The following is a 23,393-nucleotide window of genomic DNA, read 5'->3' on the forward strand; positions in this document are numbered from 1 at the left end:
ATCCGCTAGAATGAAACGCCCTTATCCTGCACCGGATTAGCCGTATAAAAAGAAAAGCGCCTCAGCGTGTGTATTGCCAAGGCGCTCGCGTGATGAAATGCTGCAAGCTTACAACCCGTTTACCTGCATAATCTCCTCCAGGTATTCGCGGCTGTTGCTGAGGCGGGGCACTTTGTTCTGGCCGCCCATTTTGCCTTTACTGCTGAGCCAGTTCAGGAAGGTACCTTCGGGGGCAGCATGTACGATGGGCGCCTGCAAGGCAATGTCTTTGTGACGTTTGGCGTCGTAGTCGGAATTGATTTCGCGCAGGGTTTCGTCGAGTACCTGCGTGAACTGCTGCAGGTTATTTGGTTCTTTCCCGAACTCGATAAGCCATTCGTGCCCACCGCGCTTGCCGCTCTCCATGTACACGGGAGCAGCTGTGAAATTGGTGATAATGGCGCCAGTGGCTTGGCAGGCTTTGGTAACGGCTTCTTCTGCATTCTCCACAATCACTTCTTCGCCGAAGGCATTGATAAAGTGCTTGGTGCGGCCCGAAATTTTGATGCGATACGGGCTCAGGCTGGTAAACCGGACGGTATCGCCGATTTTGTAGCGCCACAAGCCGGCGTTGGTTGAGATAACGAGGGCATAGTTTTTCCCCAGTTCCACCTGGTCCAGCGTCAGCGTTTTAGGATTTTCGGCATCGAACTGGTCCATAGGGATGAACTCGTAGTATACGCCGTAATCCAGCATGAGGAGCATTTCGTCTTCGGTGCCGCGTTGGTCCTGTATGCCAAAGAAGCCTTCGGAGGCGTTGTATACCTCCAGGTAATTCATTTTATCGGATGGGATGAGCTCCCGGAAAAGCTGCCGGTACGGTCCAAACGCTACGGCTCCGTGCGTGAACAGTTCCAGGTTTGGCCACACCTCCAGGATGTTGCTCTTGCCGGTCGTTTCCAGTATCCGCTTCAGGAGCACATAAGTCCAGGTAGGCACACCCGACATGCTTGTTACGTTCTCCTGCACCGTTAGCTCCACCATTTTGGCGATCTTCTCCTCCCAGTTATCCATCAGCGCTACTTTCAGCGGCGGCGTGCGCATGGCTTCGGCCCAGATGGGCAGGTTCTGCATGATCACCGCCGACACATCGCCGCAGGAAGTTTTGGAATTCAGTTCGTTGGGCCGATGGCTCCCGCCTATCGAAAGGCCTTTACCGGAGAACAGTTTGGTATCGGGGTACAGGTTGACGTAGATGGAGAGCATGTCTTTACCTCCTTTGTAGTGACATTCTTCCAGCGCCTCGGGGCTTACCGGGATATACTTGCTGCGGGCGTTGGTGGTACCCGACGACTTGGCAAACCATTCAATCTCGCTTGGCCACAGGATGTTCTGTTCCCCCTTCATCACCCGCTCTATGTAAGGAAAGAGGTCTTCGTACGCCGAAACCGGCACCCGCTCCTGGTACTCCCGCACAGACTTGATGTCGGCATACCCGTACTTTTTGCCCCACTCCGTGTTTTTAGCCGTGCTGATCAGGTTCTGGAACAACTCCTCCTGCACTTCGTGCGGGTACTTCCTAAACAGATCGATCTGGTGGATCCGCTTCTTCATTACCCAGGTTACTATTGAATTTATTATTTCCAAGTTTGATTGCTAAATGGTTAAACTGGTGTTTGTGTACTTAAGCCGGCAAATAATTGTTTTGGCTGCTTTAGCACATTTTAGGCACATATTGAAATTGCTTTTAGTGAGGTGGTTGAAGCGAAGCGAAAGTCATGGCAGTGGCTGGTCCATGTTATTCTATATATTTCCTTCATGTAAGTCCCATATGGGGAAACACAACTCATAGTCATTCCAGACAATATCCCCATATTCAATACTGAAGCTTTTGAATTCTTCCTTATCAAGATACTTTTTAGTCATCGGATTCTTCGCTGATTTTAAGAAGCTTTCGAAGTCGACGGTCTGGCTAACACCATCGGAGAAATCAAATTTTATTTTATATCCGTCCAGATATACAGCTTTGTCAATTGAAACGACCATGCTTAATCAATCTTTTTAGTGATTACTTCAGATTTTACTTCTTTATTATATACGAAGAAGTCTACCCATTTCTTTACAATATCTTCCCTAAAGTGCTCAACTAACTTCCTTAGCCTTTTTTCATTTTTACTGTCGAGAGGTTCTTTACCTTTCACTTCTGATATTCGAACTTCTTTAAATTCTCCATTCTCATAAATTATTTCAGCTTTGCTTTCCCGCCCTTGATACTTGCCATGAACATGGATAGGTTCATGCTCATTTGAATAAAATAAAATGATTAGCCCGAAATATTCATAAAGCTTTGGCATAAGTAATTTCTTTAAAGTAAAAAATTACTTTTTGTAATTAATATATCAACGTACTGGGCTTTGCCGTGGCGTAGCTACGGTAAAGGTGTGGTTACCTAAGGTTATTTTTTAATTTCATTATACCAGTTGCCACAATAACTGTAGTTACCAACCCAACTAAAGGTATGAAATGAAACATTGCTATTTCTTCAGCATATTCATCGGTCACAGCTTCATAAAAGTAGTAACTGAAAATAAGAGTAATTATACTTAGTAGAGTCAGGAGCAAAGAACTGCTTTTTAGTTTTACTTCTGCACCTAAGAAGGCTCTAAACAGAAGTATAGCTGTCATTGGCATTATAGCTAACGATATCAGAAGAACGACTTGAAAGTCAAAATCAAGGTTTTCAAAAGGATGAGCGGCCATTGCAAATACAGGAACAATGATGCTAAATCCCAAAATTCCCAATGCATATAAAGCTGTGAATGGAATCAGAAGTCCTGAGTTGCTTTCTTTCATAATTATTATCAAAGGTAACTAACAGATAGCAGTAACACCTCCCAAAACATATGCTTATCTGCACTATGTATACAGTATCTTCCTTTCTGTTTTCGATACTGCTATCCAACAATTGGATTCCTAAATCTTCCGTTTCAGCTCGAAGTGTTTGCCCAGGTACACGCGCCGCACCTGCTCATCAGAGGCCAGGTCTTCGGCAGTGCCTGATTTCAGGATTTTGCCTTCGAACAGCAGGTAGGCCCGGTCGGTTATGGAAAGGGTTTCGTTTACGTTGTGGTCGGTGATCAGGATGCCGATATTCTTTTTCTTCAGCTGCGCCACGATCGACTGTATCTCTTCCACGGCAATGGGGTCTACCCCGGCAAAGGGCTCGTCGAGCAGCACGAATTTCGGATCAACGGCCAGGGCGCGGGCGATCTCGGTTCGTCGTCGTTCGCCTCCTGACAGCACGATGCCTTTGTTTTTACGCACGTGTGTGAGCGAGAATTCTTCCAGCAACTCCTCTACCTTCTCGTGCTGCTCCTCCTTGGTTTTGTTCGTCATCTCCAGCACGGCCAGTATGTTTTCCTCCACGGTCAGCTGCCGGAACACCGATGCCTCCTGCGCCAGGTATCCTACCCCGCGCTTGGCCCGCTGGTACATGGGCAGGTTGGTAATATCTTCAGAATCGAGGTAAATGCGGCCCTGGTTTGGCTTCACAAGTCCCACGATCATGTAGAACGAAGTAGTTTTTCCGGCTCCGTTCGGACCCAGTAAACCAACAATCTCGCCTTGGTTCACTTCCACGCTTACGTCGTTTACCACGGCGCGCGATTTATATTTTTTGTACAGGTGTTCAGCTCTTAGTATCATCGCCTTAAAGTTAGTCAATATACGTACGCACTGCAATGCAGGCCAGACCTTAATAGCTACAACCGTGCCACCAGGCCACAGCACTACCACCTTTCTCTGTAAACCTCTCCCCGGTGAAGTTAAATATTAAAATATATTTATGCTATTGGCATACATTTGGTTCTTGCCCCAAATTTTGCTAGTTTGTGCATCGATAAGTTATCCTGTTTATGTTTTCCGCTTTTTACTTTTTGTCCTGCCAGAAGCTGATTTCTGCCAGTTTGTTGCTGCTGGTGAATTTTGCCAGTGTGCTGAATGATTCTACCGATGCGGCCGTAACTAACGATCCCACGCCCATTGCTGCTGCGGCCCCGAAAGCTGCTACGTTAAGAGGCATTGATGTGTCGCGGTGGCAACTGCATGTAGACTGGCAACAGGTAAAGGAAGCAGAAATCACCTTTGCTTTTGTAAAGGCAACGCAGGGCGACGTACGGCAGGACCCTTTCTTTTTCCGGAACTGGGAAGAGACCAAGCGGGTGGGCATCAAGCGTGGCGCGTACCACTATTTCCTGGCCGATGCTCCTCCGCTGGAGCAGGCAGCGCTATTTAAAAGCACCGTGTGGCTGGAGGCAGGCGATTTGCCGCCGGTACTGGATGTGGAGGCTTCTGTTCCGGGGATGGATGCCGCGGAATTCCGGCAGAATGTACGCACCTGGCTGGAGACCATCGAAAACCACTATGGGTTCCGGCCTATCATTTACACCAACCAAAGCTTTTACCGCCGCTGGCTGAAAGGCCACTTCAATGAATACTTTTTCTGGATTGCCCGCTACAGCAGCGCAGAACCGCAGATACATGAATCTGACAAATGGCTCTTCTGGCAGTTCTCTGACAGGGGCCGGATTCCGGGGATAAAAGCAGACGTGGATCTGAACACTTTTACCGGCGACTGGGAGACGCTGCATGCGCTTTGCCTGCCCGAGCTGCCGCATACCGATAACACGCCGCTGTTCCGCTTTAAAAGCATGCTCCCGCTGCCTTAACAGGTGCAGGAAAGGCGATGGTGACTGTGGCTGCAGAAAAAAATTATTTGCTGCTCCTTACTTCCTCATCCGGATATCTTTGATGCTCAGTTGCAGCGACGATACGCCCCGGAACACATTTTCTTCGATGGTATAGCACACATCAAACGGAAGCCCTTTGGAGATGGCGTTGTAAAAATCGCCAAGGCCAAAGCCGATGGCGTCGATGGTGTGGTAGCCGTCCTGCGTGAGGCTCAGCTTTAAATGCGTAGTACCTACCACCCGCACAGCCCCCGTATCGTACACGCACTCCGACATAAACACAGGACGCATGTTTCCCGGGCCAAAGGGCTCCATCTGATTGATGATCTTATAGAAGTTCCGCGTGATCTGGCTGATCTTAATTTTGGCGTCTATCTCAATCTGGGGTATTTTCTGCTCTTCGGTAATAGTTTTGGCGACCACCTCCTCAAAGCGCTCCCTAAAGGCAGGAATATTCTCAACAGGCAAGGTCAGGCCGGCGGCGTACATGTGACCCCCGAACTGGTCGAGCAGGTCGGAGCAGCTTTCGATGGCATGGTGTACGTTAAAGCCATGCACCGAGCGGGCCGAGCCCGAAGCTTTGCCATTAGACTGCGTCAGGATGATGGTTGGGCGGTAATATTTTTCGATGCACCGGGAGGCGACGATGCCGATTACGCCTTTGTGCCACGACTCCTTGTAGAGTACCGTAGAGTTGGCCGAGCGGAGGAAATCGTCTTCCTCTATCATCTGCAGCGCCTCTTTGGTGATGTTGGTATCTTTGCTGCGCCGCTCCTTGTTCGATTCGTTGATAACATCGGCTACCTCGAAAGCCTCTTCTTTTGAGTTGGCCAGCAGCATACGCACTGACCGCTTGGCATCGCCCATCCGGCCTGCCGCATTAATGCGCGGCGCAAAGCCAAATACGATGCTCGAAATATCCATTTCACCGGTAATAGCGGCCAGCTCTTTCAGCGCCGCCAGCCCCGGGCGCATGGGCCTCGGGCTGTTGATGTAGCGCAGGCCAAAGTAAGCCAGTATCCGGTTTTCGCCGGTGATGGGTACAATATCAGAAGCAATGCTTACCACCACCAGGTCCAGTTGCCTGAACACCTCTTCCTGCGCAATGTCGTTCTGCATGCAGAAGGCCTGTAGCAGCTTAAAGCCAACGCCACAGCCCGAGAGTTCTTTGTAAGGATACTGGCAGTCCGGGCGTTTGGGGTCGAGCACTGCTACGGCCTTGGGGATGTCTTCGTCGGGCAAATGGTGGTCGCAGATAACAAAATCAATACCGAGCGAAGCAGCATAGGCTACCTTGTCGGCCGATTTTATGCCACAGTCCAGGCTGATGATGAGCTTAAAGCCGTGTGCAGCCGCATAATCGATGCCTTGTGTAGACACGCCATAGCCTTCCTTGTACCTGTCGGGGATGTAGTACTCGATGTGTTCGGTATGATTACGCAGGAAGCCGTACATGAGGGCCACGGAGGTGGTGCCGTCTACGTCGTAGTCGCCGTAAACCAGGATTTTTTCGGCGTTGTGCAGGGCCTCGTTCAGGCGGTTAACGGCACGATCCATGTCTTTCATCAGGAAAGGATCGTGTAAATGATCTAGTGAAGGACGGAAGAAATGCCGGGCATCGTCGAAGGTGCAGAGGTCGCGCTGGCACAGGATGCTGGCAAGGGTGGAGCTGATCTTCAGGCTTTCTGCCAGACGTTCAACTGCTTCCGGCGATGCCTCCTGCTTAAATTCCCATCTTTTCTCCATAGTCTTCGCTACGCTTCTCTGTTGCTGCTGCAAAGGTAGTCAAATTAGCAGGATTATAGGTACCTATCGCTGCCGCCGCACACACCTTCCGTTATAAATTCGTATTTTTGTAAAAGCACAACAGAGTTTAACATGAAACGATTCAGAGAGTTCTATAAAAAGTGGAAAGATTATTCGCTGGATTTAGTGATGTACGGTTTCTTCATTATTTTCCTGCTCATCCTCTTTATCTTCTTCAGCTAATATAACAACACCGCTTAATTTACTGTGTCGCCACGCAGCTTGCGGAAACGCTTTCGTGCCTCCGCCACATAAATGCTGCCCGGGTGCTTTACCAGCAGGTCATTGTATAGTTGCTTTGCCTTCCCGGTGTCCTGCAGGTTCTCTTCATAAATAAAGGCCATTTTGTACAAGGCATCGTCGCTCAGGATGTCGGTTTTGGGGCTGCTCACAATTTTTTCCAGGTTCGTTACGGCCTGCTCAAAATTGCCCATGCGCTCGTAAATTTTCGCTTTCTGAAAATAGATTTCGTCTGTCAGGCTATGGCCCCTGTACTTTTGCAGCATGCCGTCGAGCTGTTTCAGCGCTTCCGGAAGCTTGTTCTGGAACACCAGCAGGTCGATGGCGGCATATTCCTCCATGGCCGTAGACGAGGTGTCGAGGCCGGTGTTGTCGGTAATGAGCAGGCTCAGGTCCATGGCATCGTTGGCTATTTCGCGGCTGGTGGCCAGCTTCAGGATGTCGAGGTGCGCCTGTGCCAGTTCGAAATCACCTTTGTAGTAGTTGAGCCGGGCGTTACGTAGCTTGGCCTCGTGCCCTACCGGCGTGTCCTTGTGCGACTTCTCTACCTGCGAGTACAGCAGCGTCGACTCCCAGGGCTCTCCCTTCAGCAGGTAAATATCGCCTAAGGTAAGCTTGCTATCGGCCACCAAATCCGGGTTGGCGCGAGGCATGGCAATGGCTTCCTGCAGCAGGGCAATGGCTTTGTCTTTTTCGTCGAGGTAAAAGGCATACAGCTCCGCCATGTGCTGCAGCGCCTCCACGGTGCTGGCATTGCGGCCTACTTCAGCCAGCAGGCCTTCATAATCGGCGATCAGGGCCTGTATCTTGGTTATATCTACCGGGAACGTATTCTCTACCTGCTCCTCGCGTGCATTTATCAGCCGCTGCCGCGCCGACAGGTAGAAAGGCCCCTCCGGGTATTCCTTTACAATATACTCGAACGCCTCGATGGCCCCCTGATAGTCTTTGTTCTTGGCACTGATGGCGCCCAACTCCATCACGCGGCTGCCACCGCTGCGCGTGCGCTTGTCTACGGCACGGGCCTGCAATAGGGCGCTGTAAAAATCTTTGCGCTGGATGTAGAGCCAGATCAGCAGTTCGTTAAAGGCCAGCTTGTCCGGGTGCTGCTGCACTTTCAGGATCAGTTCTTTTTCGAGGGCATCGAAGGCTTCTTCGTCGCGGAGGCTGTTCTGTAGTATGTTCTGCACGTAAGGCAGTTCGTTTTCGTTGCTCTCCAGCAGCGTCAGGACCTCGGTTATCAGGTTGTTCTTCTTTTGCCGGTGAGCATAGAGGGCGATCAGCTGACGGTTGTGCTCCAGGGGATTATTGCTCAGCTCACGGCCCTTTAAAAAGGTTTTCTCGGCCTGGTCTAGCAGGTTGTTCTGCATAAACGCGCTGGCCAGGGCTATTACCTCTTCCGGCTTCAGCTGGCTTATCAGCTTTTCGTAATATTTGTCGGCTGCTGCTTTATCGCCGGCTTCCTGGTACACGATGCCCAGGTCTACGGCATAGAATGGTGAGTTAGGATGGCGCTTGATGGTTTTCTTTACCAGCTTCTCGGCGTCTTTGTAGTTGTGCTGCGCCAGCAGCGTTTTCAGGTACTCCGGGTACACCATGCTAAACAGCCGCTGGTTGTCTATCAGCTTGCTATAAATGCCCTCTGCCTTGGCAAAATCGCCTTTATGGAAATATTCACGCGCCAGCTCCAGTTCCTGCGCCTGCGCCCGTGCTGCCGGAGCCACGGTTAGCAGCAGCAGCGACAGAATCAAACTTAGATAAATTTTTAACTGCATAGTGATAATAGAACGCTTGCCCGGTTATTCTGATATTTCTTTCAGGCAAAAAATTTGGCAAAGTTGCGAATGTAAGACAGAACGGTAGTCCAGGTGCTTGAATGCTGCGCACTGATGATACATACGAAGTTAGCATGTTTTAGTACAAAGCAATCTGTTGCCGGTAGCTTCTGCTGCAGAGGCTGTGGTGGCAGGCGCAGCAAAGCAAAATAGCTGCTAAAACCAACGAGTAAAAAGCACCTTCCGTTGTATTACTTCCTATAGTAAGCGTTCCTGCAGTTTTCCCACAAGCCCCCCTACGGGGATGACAAAAAAGGGAACTACTATGGAAGTAACTAAATACTAGTTGGCATAAAACCCCTGAAAAAGCTTTCTGCAGCTGCCACCACAGCCGCTGCTCCTGCAAACCAGCACCTAAAACTAAAAGAGCCACCCCGTGCAGAGTGGCTCTTTTAGTTTTAGGACTTTGGTTGAATTAGAAGAATTTCACACGGTTATCTTCCACTTCCGCTTTGTCTTTTATGGCTTCGTAAACATTCGATTCGTTACGGGAAGCGCGCTGGGTAGCCAGTTGCTTTTTCACTTCCGACAGGTCCTGGATTTCAGGTGCCTGCACCAGTTCTACCAGTTCCACCATCAGCACACCGTTCTGGCCTTCTATTGGCGCTGAGCGGGTTCCCTGCTTCAGGCCAAAAGCGCGGCCTACTGCAGCAGGCTCGAAACCTACACCCTGGATGGTAGCAGAGGCTAAGGTAACAGCTTCAGCTGTTTTTACAGAAGCTTGCGGGCCGTATTTAGTTGCAATCGCATCCAGCGTACCGCTTGCGCCTTTCAGCTTCTCCATAATCTGCTTTGCTTTCAGCTCGTTACGAACAGCAGCAGTTAACTCTTCTTTGATGTTTTCGACAGAAGCATATCCTTTTTCGCGTGTGCCGGTCACAACAGCTACTACAAACTGGTCGTTGATTTCGAACACAGGAGATACATCGCCTATCTCGGTGTCTTTTGCATACGTCCAGCGTACCAGCTCGCGGGCATTGGTCAGGTTGTTTACCAGGATCTGGTTTTTACCAATGTTTGCGGCTTCCTCTTTTACAAGAGCAGGATTTTTTGCTGCGTTTTCTCTGAACTCTTCCAGGCTGCCACTTGTGCCAGACAACTCGTCGGCTATGCTGTAGGCGGCATCGCGGCTGGCGTCGCTTGGCGTAAAGGTGCGGTGAATAGCGGCAACTTTATAGGTCTGCTTTGTTTTTGGAGCAGTTATTTTAATGATGTGATAGCCGTAATCTGTTTCTACCGGGTTAGGCAGTAAGCCTTCTGAAGAGGCGCCGAACACGGCTTTCTCGAATGCTGGCACCATGCGGCCTTCCGGGAACCAGCCCAGATCACCACCAACCGATGCCGTTCCGTCTGTTCCGTACTGGGCAGCCATCTGCGCAAAGTCAGCGCCATTCTTAATCTGCGCCAGCACATCATTGGCTTTTGCCTTAGCAGCAGCTTTTGCCTCCGGCGTATCGTTTTCCGGCCTGATAAGGATGTGGCTGGCACGTGCCACACTGGTAGTGCCTTCTTTGGCATCAACTACTTTGTAAAGGCCCAGGGTCCCGTTCTCGTTGTATGGCCCGTAAACTTTACCTTCTTCCAAGGGCAGCTGGTTGCGGAGTTGCTCCGGCAGATCGGCTACTGTTTTGTAATCGCCGCTGTAAGCCATATCTGAATTTGCGTTTACAAAAGCAGAGTCGTTGTCAGTAGTGGCAAACTGGTCTTTGTACGTAGCAATTTCGTTCTGATAATAGGTACTGTCATCTCCCGAAGCCGTAACAGGTACGGTTACATATTCAATAGAGCGACCGGCTTCTACTTTATACGATTCCTTGTTACGCTCATAATAATCCTTCAGCTGTGCATCTGTTGGCTTAACAGCAGAATCCGGAATAGCCGAATAAGGCACAAACAGGGTTTTGATGTTTGCCCGTGCATTCTGCGCTTTGTAGTAATCTTTTGCCTCAGCAGAGGTGATGTATACCGACTTGGTGAACAGGTTGGTGTATTTGCTCTGGATACGGCTTTCTACCAGGTTCTGCTCAAAAGCTGTCCACATGGGGCGTGCTCCGGTCTGGTCCAGGTTCTGCAGGTACTGCTTTACAAAGTTCACATCAAACTCGCCTGTCTGCGGGTTTGTGAAGGCCTGCTTTACAGAAGGATGGATGTTGTTCCCCTGCACCATGTCGTACAGTTCTTCTTCTGTTACTGTAATACCGAGCCTGTCGTATTCTTTCTGAAGCGCAATTTTGTAGATCAGATTGTTCCAGGCCTGCTCACGGATCATCGCCAGCTCGTTTTCGGTGGCGGCGCGGCCCGACTGGTTTTCATAATTGGCTTTGATCTGCTGGAAAACAGCATCAAACTCCTGGTAAGTGATTTCCTCGCCAGCTACCTCGCCTACAACGTTCTGGTCATTGCCCAGAAGCCGTGAATTGGGGCCAAGCAGGTCACCGCCCACTACGAAAATACCAAGCCCTATGGCTATAAAGCCAATTGCCCATCCAGACTTCTCTCTAATCTTGTTAATTAATGCCATTTTATATACTACTTAATAAAGGATTTGCAAAATAAGGTTAAACGTGCTAAAATTCAAAATTTTGTCGGGCTCTGTTTGGCGCTTATTCAGACTTTATTCTTTCGTGCAGAAAAGACACGCTGCAATAACGTACGTTCGCTTTTATCTCGCCCTCAAAGCTGCTGAAGAAGCCTGCCTTGGCGCTTATAAACGTCGCCTGCACCCGGCCCGATTTTTATTATTCTGATTCTTTCGGCACCTCTTTGGTTTTTACCAGCTTTACCACATTTATCCGGTTCTCATCCATGGAGAGTACCGAGATGGTGAACGGTTTTACTTTTATTACATCGCCCTGCTTCGGAATCTCCCCCAGCACTGAAAGCACAAAGCCTCCGAGCGTTTCATAGTCGCCTTCCGGAATGTCGAGCTTGTATTTATCGTTCAGGTAATCTATTTCGTGGCGCCCGCTCAGAAAGTACTGCCCCTGCTCCTGGAACACATGCTCCAGCAGCGAGTCCTCGTCGAACTCATCGTGTATCTCCCCGACAATTTCTTCTATAATGTCTTCTACTGTTACAATGCCCGAAGTTCCGCCAAACTCATCTACCACTACCGCCACCGTACGGCGCTCCGACACGAAGCGCACAAACACCTCGCTGGCCAGCATATTTTCCGGCACCAGGCTCACCGGCGCCAGAATTTCGGCTATCGTAGCCGGGCGCTTAAACATATCGAGTTGGTGGCAGTAGCCTACAATGTTATCGATGGTATCGTCGTAGATGAGGATTTTGGAATGCCCGGTACTGATAAAGGCCTCCCGTAGTTCCGCTATCGGGGCGTTCAGTTCCACTGCTTCTACTTCGGTTCGCGGCACCATACACTCCCGCACCCGCACCGTTCTAAAGTCTAGGGCATTGTGGAAAATCTTGGCATCCACTTCCGGGGCATCCTCATTTTCAGGATGGTAAAGCCTGCTTTTGATATAGGCGTTTACATCGGTAACACCAAAAACCGGTTTCTCTTCTGAAAATTCTGTTTTAAGCACCTTCTCGGCTACCCATTTGCTCAGGCGCACAATCAGGTACACCACAGGGTAGAGCAGGTAATAAAAGAGCAGAATCGGGATGGCAAGCGCCTCCAGCATTCGGTTGGAGTTGATCACAAACAGGCTGCGTGGGATGTACTCCGCCGTTAGCAGCACCACCACCGAAGCAATCAGGATCTGCAGTACCAGTACAAGCGCATCGAACTGCAGCACCTCCGGCAGGTAATGCCACAGTAGGTTATTGAGTACGCCGGCTATCACAAAGCCGTAGAGCACCAGGGCAAGCGTATTCCCGATCAGGGTGGTCCCCATCAGGCGCGACGGGTTCCGGAGCAGAAAGCCCAGGATACGCCCCGACAGCACACCGTTCTTTTCGATCAGTTCTATCTGTATCCTGTTTGCAGACATAAAGGCGATCTCTATGCCTGAAAAGAAGGCAGATAAAAGCAAAGCGATAAACAGTAATAGGATCTGACTCGGGTCTATCATTTAGAATTAATACATGTTTCAGGCGCTGCCACTTTTCTTTTTGTAACGGTACAGCAGGTAAAACACCAGCGACACCATAAAAATCCAGTAGTTACCGGCTACATCGGACTCTGAAATGCTCCGGTGCAGCCCGATTACGCCTGCTACAAAGGATAATGATAATAAAATGGTTGTTAGCAGTTTTTGGTTCATTCTTCCTCTAATTCAAACTCTCCGGTCAGGCGCTTCAGGCTGTAAGGCGAGAAATCCTGGTTCGTCCTGAGGCCGTAGCCGGTAATAATTTCTTTCTCGGTGGTTATTTTAACAAACTTCTCGTTGTAGATCTTGTCGCGGCTCCTGTTCCAGAAAAGTTCTTCGGTTTCAATCTTCTCATTCTTTTTGCGGTTGTTGATTACTACATTTCCCCGCACGTGGTAGAGGTTCTGGTTCCGGTCCTGTTTGCCGTAGTTCGCTTTCAGGGTCGAATTAATATTACCTAATTCGTCGTAAAACTCGATGTAAATGCCTTTGGGAAACACGGCGTTGCCGTTTTCAAAATCCTGCTGCACCGGAGCCGTCATCTTGATAAGCAGCTTGGCCGAATCGCTGTAGAGCGTTACCACATCGGAGGTTTCGCGCAGGGGACCCGTGTATTTTACTTCCTGGTCAGGATCTTTCAGGTCTTTACCGCAACCGGCAGCAGCGACAACCAGTAAGATCAGTCCTATTATCCATGCTTTCCGCATAACTTGTACAGCTTCTTGTTCAGGTGAAATTACTAAATTTTATGCTTTTATAACATTATGTGCAACAGGTATAGCCCGCTTCTTTAATAGCCACAAAAAAAGCCGCTTCTACAACGGCCTTTTTATTCTTGTTAAAATATCTTTTACAAAAGCAGCCTATTCCAGTCGGCGCTTCAGGAACCACCTGCTGTTGATGGTAAAGCCTGCGCTGAACTGAAAGTAGGTTTCCTGGATCAGGCCATTGGCGGTAGTGCCACGGCGGCCCACAGAAAAGGCAGTATTCAGCTGGTACAGTTCGTACATGGTAGACTGACCAAGCGGGAAGGTGGCTCCCCAGGTAATTGCCATATCTTTTAACTGCTCGCCATTTACTATATAAGGCGTATTGCCGTACTTCACCCCTGCCCGGTAGGTTACACGCTTCAGATAGCTGCTGATAGAAACCGGGTCCGGCGTATACTCGCCTCCAAGTGCAATGCTGTAGCTGTCTGCCAGTTCGCTGGAACCATTGAAGCTGGTAAACTTCGACATTTGCTGCGAGTAAAACTCGGCACTTACAGACAGGTTGTCGCCATTGTCGATACTCAGGCCGGCACGCAGGCTGGAAGGCAGCGACGCAGCGCCTGAAGTACTGTCGCCCAGTATAGTTTCCTGCTGGGTTGATGCAAAAACGGAACGGCGCTCGAAAGCGGCTTTGCGGTCGCCGCTAAGATTTGTTTGGAAACTATAAACGGCCCCTGCTCCCATGAACAACTTGTTCGTTAATTTTCGTCGGTAACTTGCGCCGGTTCTGAACAGGAAATCGTTGTACTTGGTGCGCTCGCTGTAAACCACAAAATCCTGGTTATCTGCCACCAGCGAGGTATCTATAACATACGAAGAGGCTTCTTTGGTGATGGTGCCGAAAAGGTAAGAGCCGCTGGCGCCAATGCTTAAGCCCTCTGCCAGCCGCACACCATGACCGAAATAAAGTTCTGATATGCCGCCTTCGCCGTTATAACTGTTAAGCACGGTAGCATCCGATCCTGCCGGTCTGTTTTGCAGGGGAGTTAATGAGTTTATCTCGTAGTCGACCGTGCTGAAGGGCCTCAGGGCCAGCGCAGCAGACCATTTCTTGCCGATCGGCACACCCAGCACCAGGTACGACAGGTTTGCGTTGGCATCGGTCTGCGACTGGCTCGCATTTTTAAGGTTCTTCACCTGGCCTGCAATGCCAATATCAAAAACAGTGGTGGTGTTATAAACGAGCAGGGAGGGATTGGCCATGTTCGACTGAAAGCCATTGGCTGCACTTACCGCTACATCGGCCATGCCTGCTGCGCGAATTGTGCCCAGATTGGTGTTCAGCTCTCCCAACCCGAAGCGGGAATAGGGAGAATTAGCCATGTTTTGCGCCTGCACAGCCTGTGCCAGACAAAGCACTGCAGCACAAATTACTACACGAAAGGATTTATACATTATAAACTAAAATTCTTTGGAGCCCGATTAAGACTAACTCAGGAATTACAAAGATGCGTCCTTTTAAGTTAGTTTCAAAAAATCCGGCATCTCCTCCGCAAAGTATAACTACCAGATCCGGCGCTTTCTGCAGATATTCTGCCATTATGCCTTTTACTTCAGCTAAGGTACCGGCCAGCACGCCGCTGCGTATACTTTCTTCTGTTGTCTGGCCGATAAGGGAGAAGGCGTTTTCGGTTTGCTGTACTAACGGCAGCCGCCCCGTAAAATTATGCAGGGCTTTAAACTTCATACCTAACCCTGGTGCAATGCCGCCTCCGTGGTACTGCCCGCTGCTGTCGGTAAAGTCGTAGGTGATGCAGGTACCGGCGTCTATTACCAGGCAGTTTCGGCCCGGGAAAAAATAATGCGCCCCTACAGCCACCGCTTTACGATCAGCGCCCAACGTTTCGGGTGTTTTGTACCCGTTACGAACAGGCAAGGCTGTCTGCGCCGAAAGCTCCAGAAAGCTTCCTGACACAGCCAGCCTTGTCTTTATAAATTGCGTATCGCCGGCCACCGAGGCCACAATGGCATGGTCAAAGGACTGGTGCAGCAACTGTGGTGGCAGCTGCTGCCGGTTTTCGAAGTAGCCTTGGTCTACCAGGGCCTCTCCTTCAAATATCCCGTACTTTGTGCCTGTGTTCCCTATGTCGATGGCGATGCTCCGCATGTGATTACATGAAGTATTTCAGTCGGATAACTTCTTTTTCGGTGAGGTAACGCCAGTTGCCGCGTGGCAGGTCTTTTTTGGTTAGCCCGGCATACTGTACCCGGTCCAGCGACACGACATCGTAGCCCAGGTGCTCGAAAATACGGCGCACGATGCGGTTACGGCCAATGTGAATCTCGATGCCCAGGAACCTGTTGGTATCGCCGATCAGGGCCAGGTCGTCTACCATTGCCTTGCCATCTTCCAGTTCCAGCCCTTCGGTTATCTGCCTGAAGTGGTCTTTGGTAATAGGCTTGTCCAGCTCTACCTGGTAAATCTTTTTGATGTCGTTGGACGGGTGCGTCAGCTTGTGGGCCAGCTCTCCGTCGTTGGTAAACAGCAGCAGACCCGTAGTGTTGCGGTCGAGGCGGCCTACCGGGAAAATGCGCTCTTTGGAAGCTGTTGCCACTAAGTCCATGACCGTTTTACGTCCTTCCGGGTCTTCGGTGGTGGTGATAAAGTCTTTTGGCTTATTGAGCATCACGTACACCATCTTCTCGCGGTTCAGCACTTTTTTGCCGTACTGGATGGTATCGGTTGGCTTTACTTTATAGCCCATCTCGGTAATCACCTCACCGTTCACTTTTATCTCGCCGGCCTCAATCAGGCTATCGGCTTCGCGGCGCGAGCAGATGCCTGCGTTGGCGATGTAGCGGTTCAGGCGAATGGTGCCGTCGTCTTCTTTTTCCCTTACTTCTTTTTTGATGCGGGGATTATCTTTGTAACGGCTCAGGTTATAGGTTGGTGCTTCGGCATCAGCATCCCGGCCACGGCCTCTGCGGTCGGCTGGGCCTCTGCCTAAGCGTGGGTTACGCTCTGCATCAAAAGGTTTTCGGTCGCCTGCAAAAGGCTTTTTACCTTCTTCACCTTCTCCTGCCGGTTTGCTGTAACGGGATGCTCTGTCGTCGTCGCGCCTGTCTTTGCGGTACGCCGGGCGGTCGTTTTCTTCGCGGTCCTCTCTTCCGAAAGAGCGGCGGTCGCTGTACGGTTTCCGCTCGCCACCATAGCGGCGGTCGTTATCGGAGCCGTAGCGGTTTCCGGGTGCTCCCGGGCTGTAGCTGCGGCGTTCACCATTCCCTCTGCTTTCGCGTTCTTCACGTCGGTCGTTGCCATAGGAGCGGCGTTCGCCACCTTCTCTTCTGTCAGCGCCATAGGATTTTCTTTCAGCACCTTCGCGGCGATCGTTGCCGTAAGCGCGTCTTTCGCCGCCTTCACGGTTGCCATAGCTGCGGCGCTCTCCGCCTTCTCTTCTTTCGCCTCCAAACGAACGGCGTTCGCCTCTGTCGTTACGGTTCGGGCGGTCGCTGTTAAAGGACCTGCGTTCGCCACCTTCTCGGCGGTCGTTGCCGTAAGCGCGTCTTTCGCCGCCTTCGTTTCTGTCGTAAGATTTTCTTTCATCACGACGGCCCCCTTCGCGGCGGTCGTCTCTTCTGTCGGAATTAAAAGGCTTTCTTTCCCCTCCTTCTCTTCTGTCAGCGCCAAACGAGCGACGTTCGCCGCCTTCTCTGGCTGGTCTGTCCGCTTTGTCTCTTCTGTTAAATATTTTCTTTTCTCCTCTGTCGGTAGCGGGTCTTCCTGAAGCTCTTCTTTCGGAACCTCTGTTGCCTGCGCCGTCGTTATCGCGGTCAGGGCTTTCGTTGTATTTTGCCATATATTGAATGTAATGATGCAGTATCGCTACTGTACCTAAATGTGCGGTAATAATGAATACTTTGTAATAAGTAGCTCAGGATTTACTTGTCAGCCATTTCACCGATGATGTTTTCCTCGGTAGAAAAGTCTTTGAGTTGCGGGAGGTCTTTGATGTGGTTAATGCCGAAGTAGTCCATGAATTTCTGAGACGTGCCGTAGAGTACGGGTCTGCCAATGGTATCGGCCTTACCTTTTATTTCGATAAGTTCTTTTTCTAACAATTTGTGGATGGCATAGTCGCAGCCCACGCCACGAATCTGCTCAACAGCCGACCGGGTGATGGGCTGTTTGTAGGCAATAATTGCCAGGGTTTCCAGCGAAGAAGCCGAAAGCTTTTTCTTTGATTTGTGCTTCAGGTAGGTGCTCACCGTGTCCTGGTACTCGGGCCTGGTCAGAAACTGGTAGCCTCCGCCAATGGCGTATACCTGGAAGGCCACACCCGCCCCAGACAGGGTTTCGTTGATGCCTTCTATGCTTTCCAGCACATCGCTCACCAGCACATCCATACCCAGCGACTCGGTTAAGCAGCGCTGAATTTCTTCGATGCTTATAGGCGACTGGGCACAGAATATGAGGGCCTGAATATGATTCTGCAGAATATCCAAGGGCAAAAGGTACTAGTCGTTACGCTGAAGTTTTGCTTCGATGGTATGCTGTGTGTGCGGTACGGCACGCAGCCTTTCCTTTGGGATCAGCTTACCGGTTACGATGCAGACACCATACGTTCCGTTTTTAATGCGGATCAGGGCGTTCTCCAACTGCTGGATAAACTTCATCTGGCGGGAGGCCAGCTGGTTTAAGCTTTCTTTTTCGGCAGTATCGGCGCCATCTTCCAGCACTTTTGTTGGCGATGCGGTATTATCGGTACCGGAATCGTTACGGCGGCTCAGCGTTTCTTTTATAAAGGCAACCTCTTTGCGGGCATTCGTCAGTTTTTCGAGAATAATATTCTCAAACTCTGCGAGCTCCTCTCTGGAATAACGTTGTTTTTCTTCGTTTGTGCTCATGTTGTTGTTTCAGAACTATAATAAGTTATAACCTTCGCTACTATTCAACTTAACATCAATGCTGCTACAAAGTTCAATTATTGTACAAAAGCTATCGATGCCTGTTGTTAACTTAACAAGAACCACTCCAGATTGTTACGGCAGCAGCCTAACAACTGTTCTTCCTGCTAAATTTGGTGCAAAAGTAGTAGTAATATTTTTACTATACTATTCTGCTACTTTATTTTAATGTTTAATTATCCGGCCGTTTGATCCGTTTTGCCGAGGAGTAGTGGCTATGAAGGCTGCTGCAGTGGATTTGTCTGAATCAGGATTTACTGGATTTTATAATTTACAGGATTCGCTTCTGAGCAGAGGGTGTGGTAGCTGGTACAGAATAAAAAAAGCGCCAGGAACTGCCCGTACAACATGCTGACGGCAGCTCCTGGCGCTCCTCCTGGAACATGTTCCTTCAGAAAGACAGCATGTGCACGGCGGCGGCAGCGGCTTCCACGCCTTTGTTACCATGTTTCCCGCCGGCTCTTTCCAATGCCTGCTCCAGGGTGTTGGTAGTTACCAACCCGAACGATACAGGTTTGTTGAACTTTAGCGCTACGGTGGTCAGGCCGTTGGCTACGGCGTTGTTGATGTAGTCGTCGTGCTTGGTGTCGCCTTTTATTACCACACCCAGGCAGATTACGGCATCTATCTCCTCCTGGAGCGCCAGGAACTGCGCCCCCAGCGTCAGTTCAAAGCTGCCCGGAACGGTGTTGCGGAAAATGTTCTCCCGCTTGGCGCCATGCTGCAGCAGCGTATCGATGGCTCCGGCACAAAGGGCATCGGTGATATCGCTGTGCCACTCGGCCACTACAATGCCAAATTTCTTATCCGAAATGTCTGCAAAGTTCTCTTTGTTATAGTCGTTCAGGTTTTTTAAAGAAGTAGCCATGTTTTGAGTTAATGAGTTTAGGAGTTTGGGAGTTAGAGAGTTTGGGAGGTGTGAATTTCTGTAGGGTTGAAAACTTTAAACCCTGAATATGGGCAGAAAAGTATTTCTGCTGCTTCCTCCATTGCCTCTGCTCCTTTGGTAATTCACGAATCTGCTTTATCCCGGTTCAGTTAAGTAATCTAAATAGTAAATAATCCACACCAACTCTGCTATTAGCGGGCGGTTCTGCAGCTTTCCCATAAGATCCTTCCAGGATGACAAGAGGGGAAGAACTTTTGGAAAAGAGTAAATGCTAGTTGGTATAAATCAAAACAATCATTTAAATTTAAATCCCGGTTCAGACGATATTTCCTGTAAAAACAGAAAGCGCTTCTGCCTTATTGAAAGACAAAAGCGCTTTGCTGTTTTGGCTCACGCCTGGGAACTCAATTAATTAGTGCCAGCCAGTGCTTCTGCCCGTGCTTTGTACTTTTTAGCATCGGTTACCAGTGCAGAGGTAGCATAGTCGTTTATGATTTTATCATACGCTTCGGCCGCTGACTTAAAATTATTGCCAACTTCGAAAGCGGTACCTGCTTTCATCAGGTATTGTGGCGAAAAGTACTCGTTGGCATTGTGGTTGGCGGCTTTCATGTACATGTCGGCTGCTTCGCCATCTTTGCCCTGCTCCAGTAAAGCATCGCCCATCAGGCTGTAGGCACGGGCCTGTAACAGGTAATCGTCCGATTCGAAATCTTCCAGTTGTTCAACCGCTTCGGCAAACTTACCTTCTTGCAGCAAAGCCACGCCGGCATAATACCTGGCCAGGTTACCGGCATCGGTTCCGCTGTAGTCGTCGGCAATGGTAAGCAAGCCTTCGTACTGGCCGTCGCCGTTCAGCGCTTTGCCCAACGAGTCGGCTTCAAAATAATGTACAGCCTGGAACATGGCCTCCTGTGCTTCCCTGTTCTGAGAGGAGCGGTAGTTGTAATACAGGAAACCACCCACAATCAGTGCGGCAATTGCGATAAACACCCCGAGCAGCGTTCCCTTATTCCTCTTTACAAAATCTTCAGACTGCGCGAGGCGGTCTGCCAGCGCATCCGGATTCTCAACTATCTCCTCAAACTCGTTGTGCTTCTTTACTGTTTCTTTTGCCATTGTTTATAATGAAATATAATCTCAAAATTAAAAACTACACCGGTTGTTACACTACCTCCGTTAAGGGGTGAACATCAAAGTGCTGATTTTTAATTCCTAACCTTTGTTATTTTATCAGGTTTTAGTCCATTACGTACGGATAGTCCTGCTCTACATAGATGTCCGTGTAGAGTTCAGACGGATCCGGGTAAGGCGACTCTTCTGCAAACTTAACCGACTCGGCCACCTGCTGCTTCACTTTATCGTCTATCTGGTCCAGTTCCTCTTCTGTTGCCCAGCCCTGGAGCAGGATAGTGGCTTTTACAGCTTCGATGGTATCGCGGCCTTTGTAGTCTTCCAGTTCTTCTTTGGTGCGGTACTTGGCAGGGTCCGACATGGAGTGGCCTTTGTAGCGGTAGGTTCTGAACTCGAGCAGGGTTGGTCCTTCGCCGGCACGGGCACGCTCTGCCGCTCTTGCTACAGCTTCGTGTACGTTTTCTACCGACATCGCCTCTACCGGCTCGGATGGCATATCATAGGAAAGACCCAGTTTGTACAGTTCCGTAACGTTAGACGTACGCTGCACGGAAGTACCCATGGCGTAACCGTTGTTCTCGATTACGAAGATAACCGGCAGCTTCCAGAGCATGGCCAGGTTCAGAGCCTCGTGGAATGCACCCTGACGCACGGCACCGTCGCCCATGTAGCAGATAGCCAGGTTGCCGGTGTTGTTATATTTCTCAGTGAAGGCAAGACCAGCTGCCAGTGGCACCTGCGCCCCAACAATACCGTGTCCGCCTACAAAGTTTACTTCTTTATCGAAGATGTGCATGGAACCGCCTTTGCCTTTGGAGCAGCCGGTGGCTTTTGCAAACAATTCCGCCATGATAGCGTTCGGGCTTGTACCCAGGCCCAGCGGGTGCGCGTGGTCGCGGTAAGCTGTAATCCACTTATCGTCTTTGGTAAGTGCTGTAATGGCACCTGCCGCACAGGCTTCCTGCCCGATATATAAGTGGCAGAAACCTTTAATTTTCTGCTGACCATACAGCTGTCCGGCCTTCTCCTCAAAGCGGCGCATGAGCTTCATCATCTCATACCATCGCATGTAAGTCTCTTTTGAAAATTTTGGTTCTCTCTCTACCTTTGCATTCGCCGGCTCCGCTATTGTTTTTTCTTTCGTATCAGCCATGGGTAATTATTAATTAATATCCGTTACGCGTTTTTAAGAAATTCTACTCCAGAAATCAAGGGTTTACACCCTTATTTGGTTTAGCTTGCGAATTTAAGGAAAAAGAAATCAAAGAAGAAACTAATGTTCCTCGAAAATATCAATTTACTCTTCTTCAAGAACTACGACGAGGCATCGGTTAGTTTCTCTCCGCATATAAACTGCTTTATAGGCGACAACGGAAGCGGCAAAACCAACCTCCTGGACGCCATTTACTACCTCTCCATGACCAAGAGCGCCTTCAACAGCACCGATGTGCAGAGCATTAAGCAGGGCGAAGATTTTTTTATGATAAAAGGGCGCTTTCTGGTGGAGGACGAAAAGCACACGGTGCAGTGCAGCCTGAAGGCGGGGCAAAAAAAGACGGTAACACACAACAAAGCTATTTATGATAAGGTGAGCGACCACATCGGCCGTTTCCCGGTGGTGCTCATTTCGCCGTATGATACCGACCTGATCCGGGAGGGCAGCGAAGAGCGCCGCAAGTACTTCGACAGCCTGATCTCGCAGCTGCACCACCCTTACCTGGACCAGCTCATCAGTTATAATTATGTGCTCAAGCAGCGCAACTCGCTCCTGAAGCAGTTTGCCGAGCGCAACTACATCGACCGCGAGTACCTCCACATCCTAAATGAGCAACTGGTGCCGCTGGGCGAGCAGCTGGCCCAACAGCGGCAGGCTTTCCTGGAAACCTTCGTGCCCGTGTTCCAGAAGCACTACCGCCACATTTCCGACAGCAGCGAGACCGTTACCCTTACCTATAAAAGCCAGCTCCTGCCCGAACCCAGCCACTTTGCGCAGCTGCTGGAGCAACACGAGCGCAAAGACCTGGCCCTGCAGCGCACCACCGTGGGCACGCACAAAGATGATTTCGTGTTCCTGATGGATGGCAACCCCGTCAAGACCTTCGGCTCGCAGGGGCAGCAGAAAAGCTACGTCATCGCCCTGAAGCTGGCGCATTTTGAGGTGATTGCCGAGCAGCATCACCACAAGCCCCTGCTCCTGCTCGACGACATTTTCGACCGCCTCGACGAAAAGCGCATCGCCAAGCTCATGCAGATGGTAGCCGCCCACACCTTCGGCCAGATCTTCCTGACGGACACGCACCTGGAGCGGACGGATAAAATTCTGGAGAACCTGTCAGAACAAATCCGTAGATTTAGGGTGAAGGAGGGGACGGTGAAGGTGATTGCTTGATGGTTGAGCTTTTTTAAAGGCAATATCTTATTTAACCACCTTCGCTGTTAGAAATCGTAAATAAAAGTGTTATGGCGGCTATTGCTATTAAAGACTACATTCATACCGACCCGGAAATTTTAGGCGGTCAACCAGTTTTCAAAGGAACGAGAGTTCCAGTAGAAACACTTTTCCTGCACCTGGAGAAAGGCATCTCATTAGACGAATTTCTTGAAGATTTTCCGACTGTAAGCAAAGAACAGGCTATTGCTGTATTAAAGAATAACACAAAATCATTTTAACCCCACCCCGTGCGCTACATATTTAAAAAGAAAAGAGAAGAGATTGACAAGCGGAAGGCTGACATTCAGCCGATTGGCGACAGCATTAAGGCGCTGCTGAAGGCGTACCGGCTGCAGGGCAAACTCAGCGAGGTGAACATTGTGCAGAACTGGGAGCGGCTGATGGGCAAACCCATTGCCCTGAAGACCAAGGAAGTTTATTTTAAAGACCACAAGCTGTTTGTGCGGCTTACATCGGCCCCGCTGAAGCATGAGCTGAACATGTCGAAATCGAAGGTGCTGGAACTGCTCAACCGCGAAGCTGGCGAGGAGGTGGTAAAGGATGTGGTGTTCCTGTAAGCTTTGGCAGAAACCGGCGCGGCAGG

At 49.9% G+C, this 23,393-nt stretch carries 23 protein-coding genes; 4 read left to right on the forward strand and 19 right to left on the reverse strand.

What is annotated here, in order from left to right; all coding sequences use genetic code 11:
* Positions 1 to 108 precede the first annotated feature (108 nt).
* The 5 genes from DCW36_RS06990 to lptB form a co-directional block, all read right to left on the reverse strand.
* Positions 109 to 1,593, reverse strand: a complete 1,485-nt coding sequence (locus DCW36_RS06990) for a GH3 auxin-responsive promoter family protein (RefSeq protein WP_114777622.1) — start codon at positions 1,591 to 1,593, stop codon at positions 109 to 111.
* Positions 1,594 to 1,782: 189 nt separating this feature from the next.
* Complete coding sequence (locus DCW36_RS23020) at positions 1,783 to 2,025, reverse strand: DUF2442 domain-containing protein (protein ID WP_114777623.1); 243 nt, start codon at positions 2,023 to 2,025, stop codon at positions 1,783 to 1,785.
* A gap of 2 nt (positions 2,026 to 2,027) precedes the next feature.
* Positions 2,028 to 2,333: a DUF4160 domain-containing protein gene (locus DCW36_RS07000; protein WP_114777624.1), complete on the reverse strand. Its 306-nt coding sequence runs from the start codon at positions 2,331 to 2,333 to the stop codon at positions 2,028 to 2,030.
* 91 nt (positions 2,334 to 2,424) lie between these two features.
* Complete coding sequence (locus DCW36_RS07005; protein ID WP_114777625.1) at positions 2,425 to 2,832, reverse strand: hypothetical protein; 408 nt, start codon at positions 2,830 to 2,832, stop codon at positions 2,425 to 2,427.
* 120 nt (positions 2,833 to 2,952) lie between these two features.
* Entirely contained in the window at positions 2,953 to 3,684 is a 732-nt protein-coding gene (gene lptB / locus DCW36_RS07010) for an LPS export ABC transporter ATP-binding protein (RefSeq protein WP_114777745.1), read from the reverse strand.
* 209 nt (positions 3,685 to 3,893) lie between these two features.
* Here lptB and DCW36_RS07015 point away from each other — a divergent pair, with 209 nt between their 5' ends.
* Entirely contained in the window at positions 3,894 to 4,706 is an 813-nt protein-coding gene (locus DCW36_RS07015) for a glycoside hydrolase family 25 protein (RefSeq protein WP_114777626.1), read from the forward strand.
* Between the two features lie 57 nt (positions 4,707 to 4,763).
* Here DCW36_RS07015 and recJ read toward each other — a convergent pair whose 3' ends face one another.
* The 14 genes from recJ to pdhA form a co-directional block, all read right to left on the reverse strand.
* Entirely contained in the window at positions 4,764 to 6,473 is a 1,710-nt protein-coding gene (recJ, locus tag DCW36_RS07020; RefSeq protein ID WP_114777627.1) for a single-stranded-DNA-specific exonuclease RecJ, read from the reverse strand.
* 257 nt (positions 6,474 to 6,730) lie between these two features.
* Entirely contained in the window at positions 6,731 to 8,548 is a 1,818-nt protein-coding gene (locus tag DCW36_RS07025; protein ID WP_114777628.1) for a tetratricopeptide repeat protein, read from the reverse strand.
* Between the two features lie 475 nt (positions 8,549 to 9,023).
* Positions 9,024 to 11,129: a peptidylprolyl isomerase gene (locus tag DCW36_RS07030; protein WP_114777629.1), complete on the reverse strand. Its 2,106-nt coding sequence runs from the start codon at positions 11,127 to 11,129 to the stop codon at positions 9,024 to 9,026.
* A gap of 217 nt (positions 11,130 to 11,346) precedes the next feature.
* Entirely contained in the window at positions 11,347 to 12,642 is a 1,296-nt protein-coding gene (locus DCW36_RS07035) for a hemolysin family protein (protein ID WP_114777630.1), read from the reverse strand.
* Between the two features lie 18 nt (positions 12,643 to 12,660).
* Positions 12,661 to 12,834 carry a hypothetical protein gene (locus DCW36_RS22510; protein ID WP_164891049.1) on the reverse strand — a complete coding sequence of 58 codons (174 nt, stop codon included), beginning with the start codon at positions 12,832 to 12,834 and terminating at the stop codon, positions 12,661 to 12,663.
* Positions 12,831 to 13,367: an LPS export ABC transporter periplasmic protein LptC gene (gene lptC / locus DCW36_RS07040; RefSeq protein ID WP_114777631.1), complete on the reverse strand. Its 537-nt coding sequence runs from the start codon at positions 13,365 to 13,367 to the stop codon at positions 12,831 to 12,833. Before lptC ends, DCW36_RS22510 begins: the two co-directional genes overlap by 4 nt.
* Positions 13,368 to 13,523: 156 nt before the next feature.
* Positions 13,524 to 14,753, reverse strand: a complete 1,230-nt coding sequence (locus DCW36_RS07045) for a hypothetical protein (RefSeq protein WP_240676084.1) — start codon at positions 14,751 to 14,753, stop codon at positions 13,524 to 13,526.
* Positions 14,754 to 14,817: 64 nt separating this feature from the next.
* Entirely contained in the window at positions 14,818 to 15,537 is a 720-nt protein-coding gene (locus DCW36_RS07050; RefSeq protein ID WP_114777633.1) for a type III pantothenate kinase, read from the reverse strand.
* Positions 15,538 to 15,541: 4 nt separating this feature from the next.
* Positions 15,542 to 17,227, reverse strand: coding sequence for a pseudouridine synthase (locus DCW36_RS07055; protein ID WP_114777634.1), 1,686 nt, complete (start codon positions 17,225 to 17,227; stop codon positions 15,542 to 15,544).
* 82 nt (positions 17,228 to 17,309) lie between these two features.
* Complete coding sequence (scpB, locus tag DCW36_RS07060; RefSeq protein WP_114777635.1) at positions 17,310 to 17,873, reverse strand: SMC-Scp complex subunit ScpB; 564 nt, start codon at positions 17,871 to 17,873, stop codon at positions 17,310 to 17,312.
* A 12-nt stretch (positions 17,874 to 17,885) separates the two neighbouring features.
* Complete coding sequence (locus tag DCW36_RS07065; protein WP_114777636.1) at positions 17,886 to 18,275, reverse strand: TraR/DksA family transcriptional regulator; 390 nt, start codon at positions 18,273 to 18,275, stop codon at positions 17,886 to 17,888.
* Between the two features lie 451 nt (positions 18,276 to 18,726).
* On the reverse strand, positions 18,727 to 19,203 hold the full coding sequence (gene ribH / locus DCW36_RS07070; protein ID WP_114777637.1) for a 6,7-dimethyl-8-ribityllumazine synthase: 477 nt from the start codon (positions 19,201 to 19,203) through the stop codon (positions 18,727 to 18,729).
* Positions 19,204 to 19,632: 429 nt separating this feature from the next.
* Positions 19,633 to 20,343, reverse strand: a complete 711-nt coding sequence (locus DCW36_RS07075; protein ID WP_114777638.1) for a tetratricopeptide repeat protein — start codon at positions 20,341 to 20,343, stop codon at positions 19,633 to 19,635.
* 121 nt (positions 20,344 to 20,464) lie between these two features.
* Positions 20,465 to 21,511 carry a pyruvate dehydrogenase (acetyl-transferring) E1 component subunit alpha gene (gene pdhA, locus DCW36_RS07080; RefSeq protein WP_114777639.1) on the reverse strand — a complete coding sequence of 349 codons (1,047 nt, stop codon included), beginning with the start codon at positions 21,509 to 21,511 and terminating at the stop codon, positions 20,465 to 20,467.
* Between the two features lie 123 nt (positions 21,512 to 21,634).
* On the opposite strand from pdhA, the gene recF reads away from it, so the two are divergent.
* The 3 genes from recF (at position 21,635) to DCW36_RS07095 (ending at position 23,367) form a co-directional block, all read left to right on the forward strand.
* Positions 21,635 to 22,747, forward strand: coding sequence for a DNA replication/repair protein RecF (recF, locus tag DCW36_RS07085; RefSeq protein WP_114777640.1), 1,113 nt, complete (start codon positions 21,635 to 21,637; stop codon positions 22,745 to 22,747).
* 71 nt (positions 22,748 to 22,818) lie between these two features.
* Entirely contained in the window at positions 22,819 to 23,028 is a 210-nt protein-coding gene (locus DCW36_RS07090) for a DUF433 domain-containing protein (protein WP_114777641.1), read from the forward strand.
* Positions 23,029 to 23,037: 9 nt separating this feature from the next.
* Positions 23,038 to 23,367, forward strand: a complete 330-nt coding sequence (locus DCW36_RS07095; RefSeq protein ID WP_114777642.1) for a DUF721 domain-containing protein — start codon at positions 23,038 to 23,040, stop codon at positions 23,365 to 23,367.
* Positions 23,368 to 23,393 lie beyond the last annotated feature (26 nt).

This window comes from Botryobacter ruber (assembly GCF_003347595.2).
Classification (GTDB): Bacteria; Bacteroidota; Bacteroidia; order Cytophagales; family Hymenobacteraceae; genus Pontibacter; species Pontibacter ruber_A.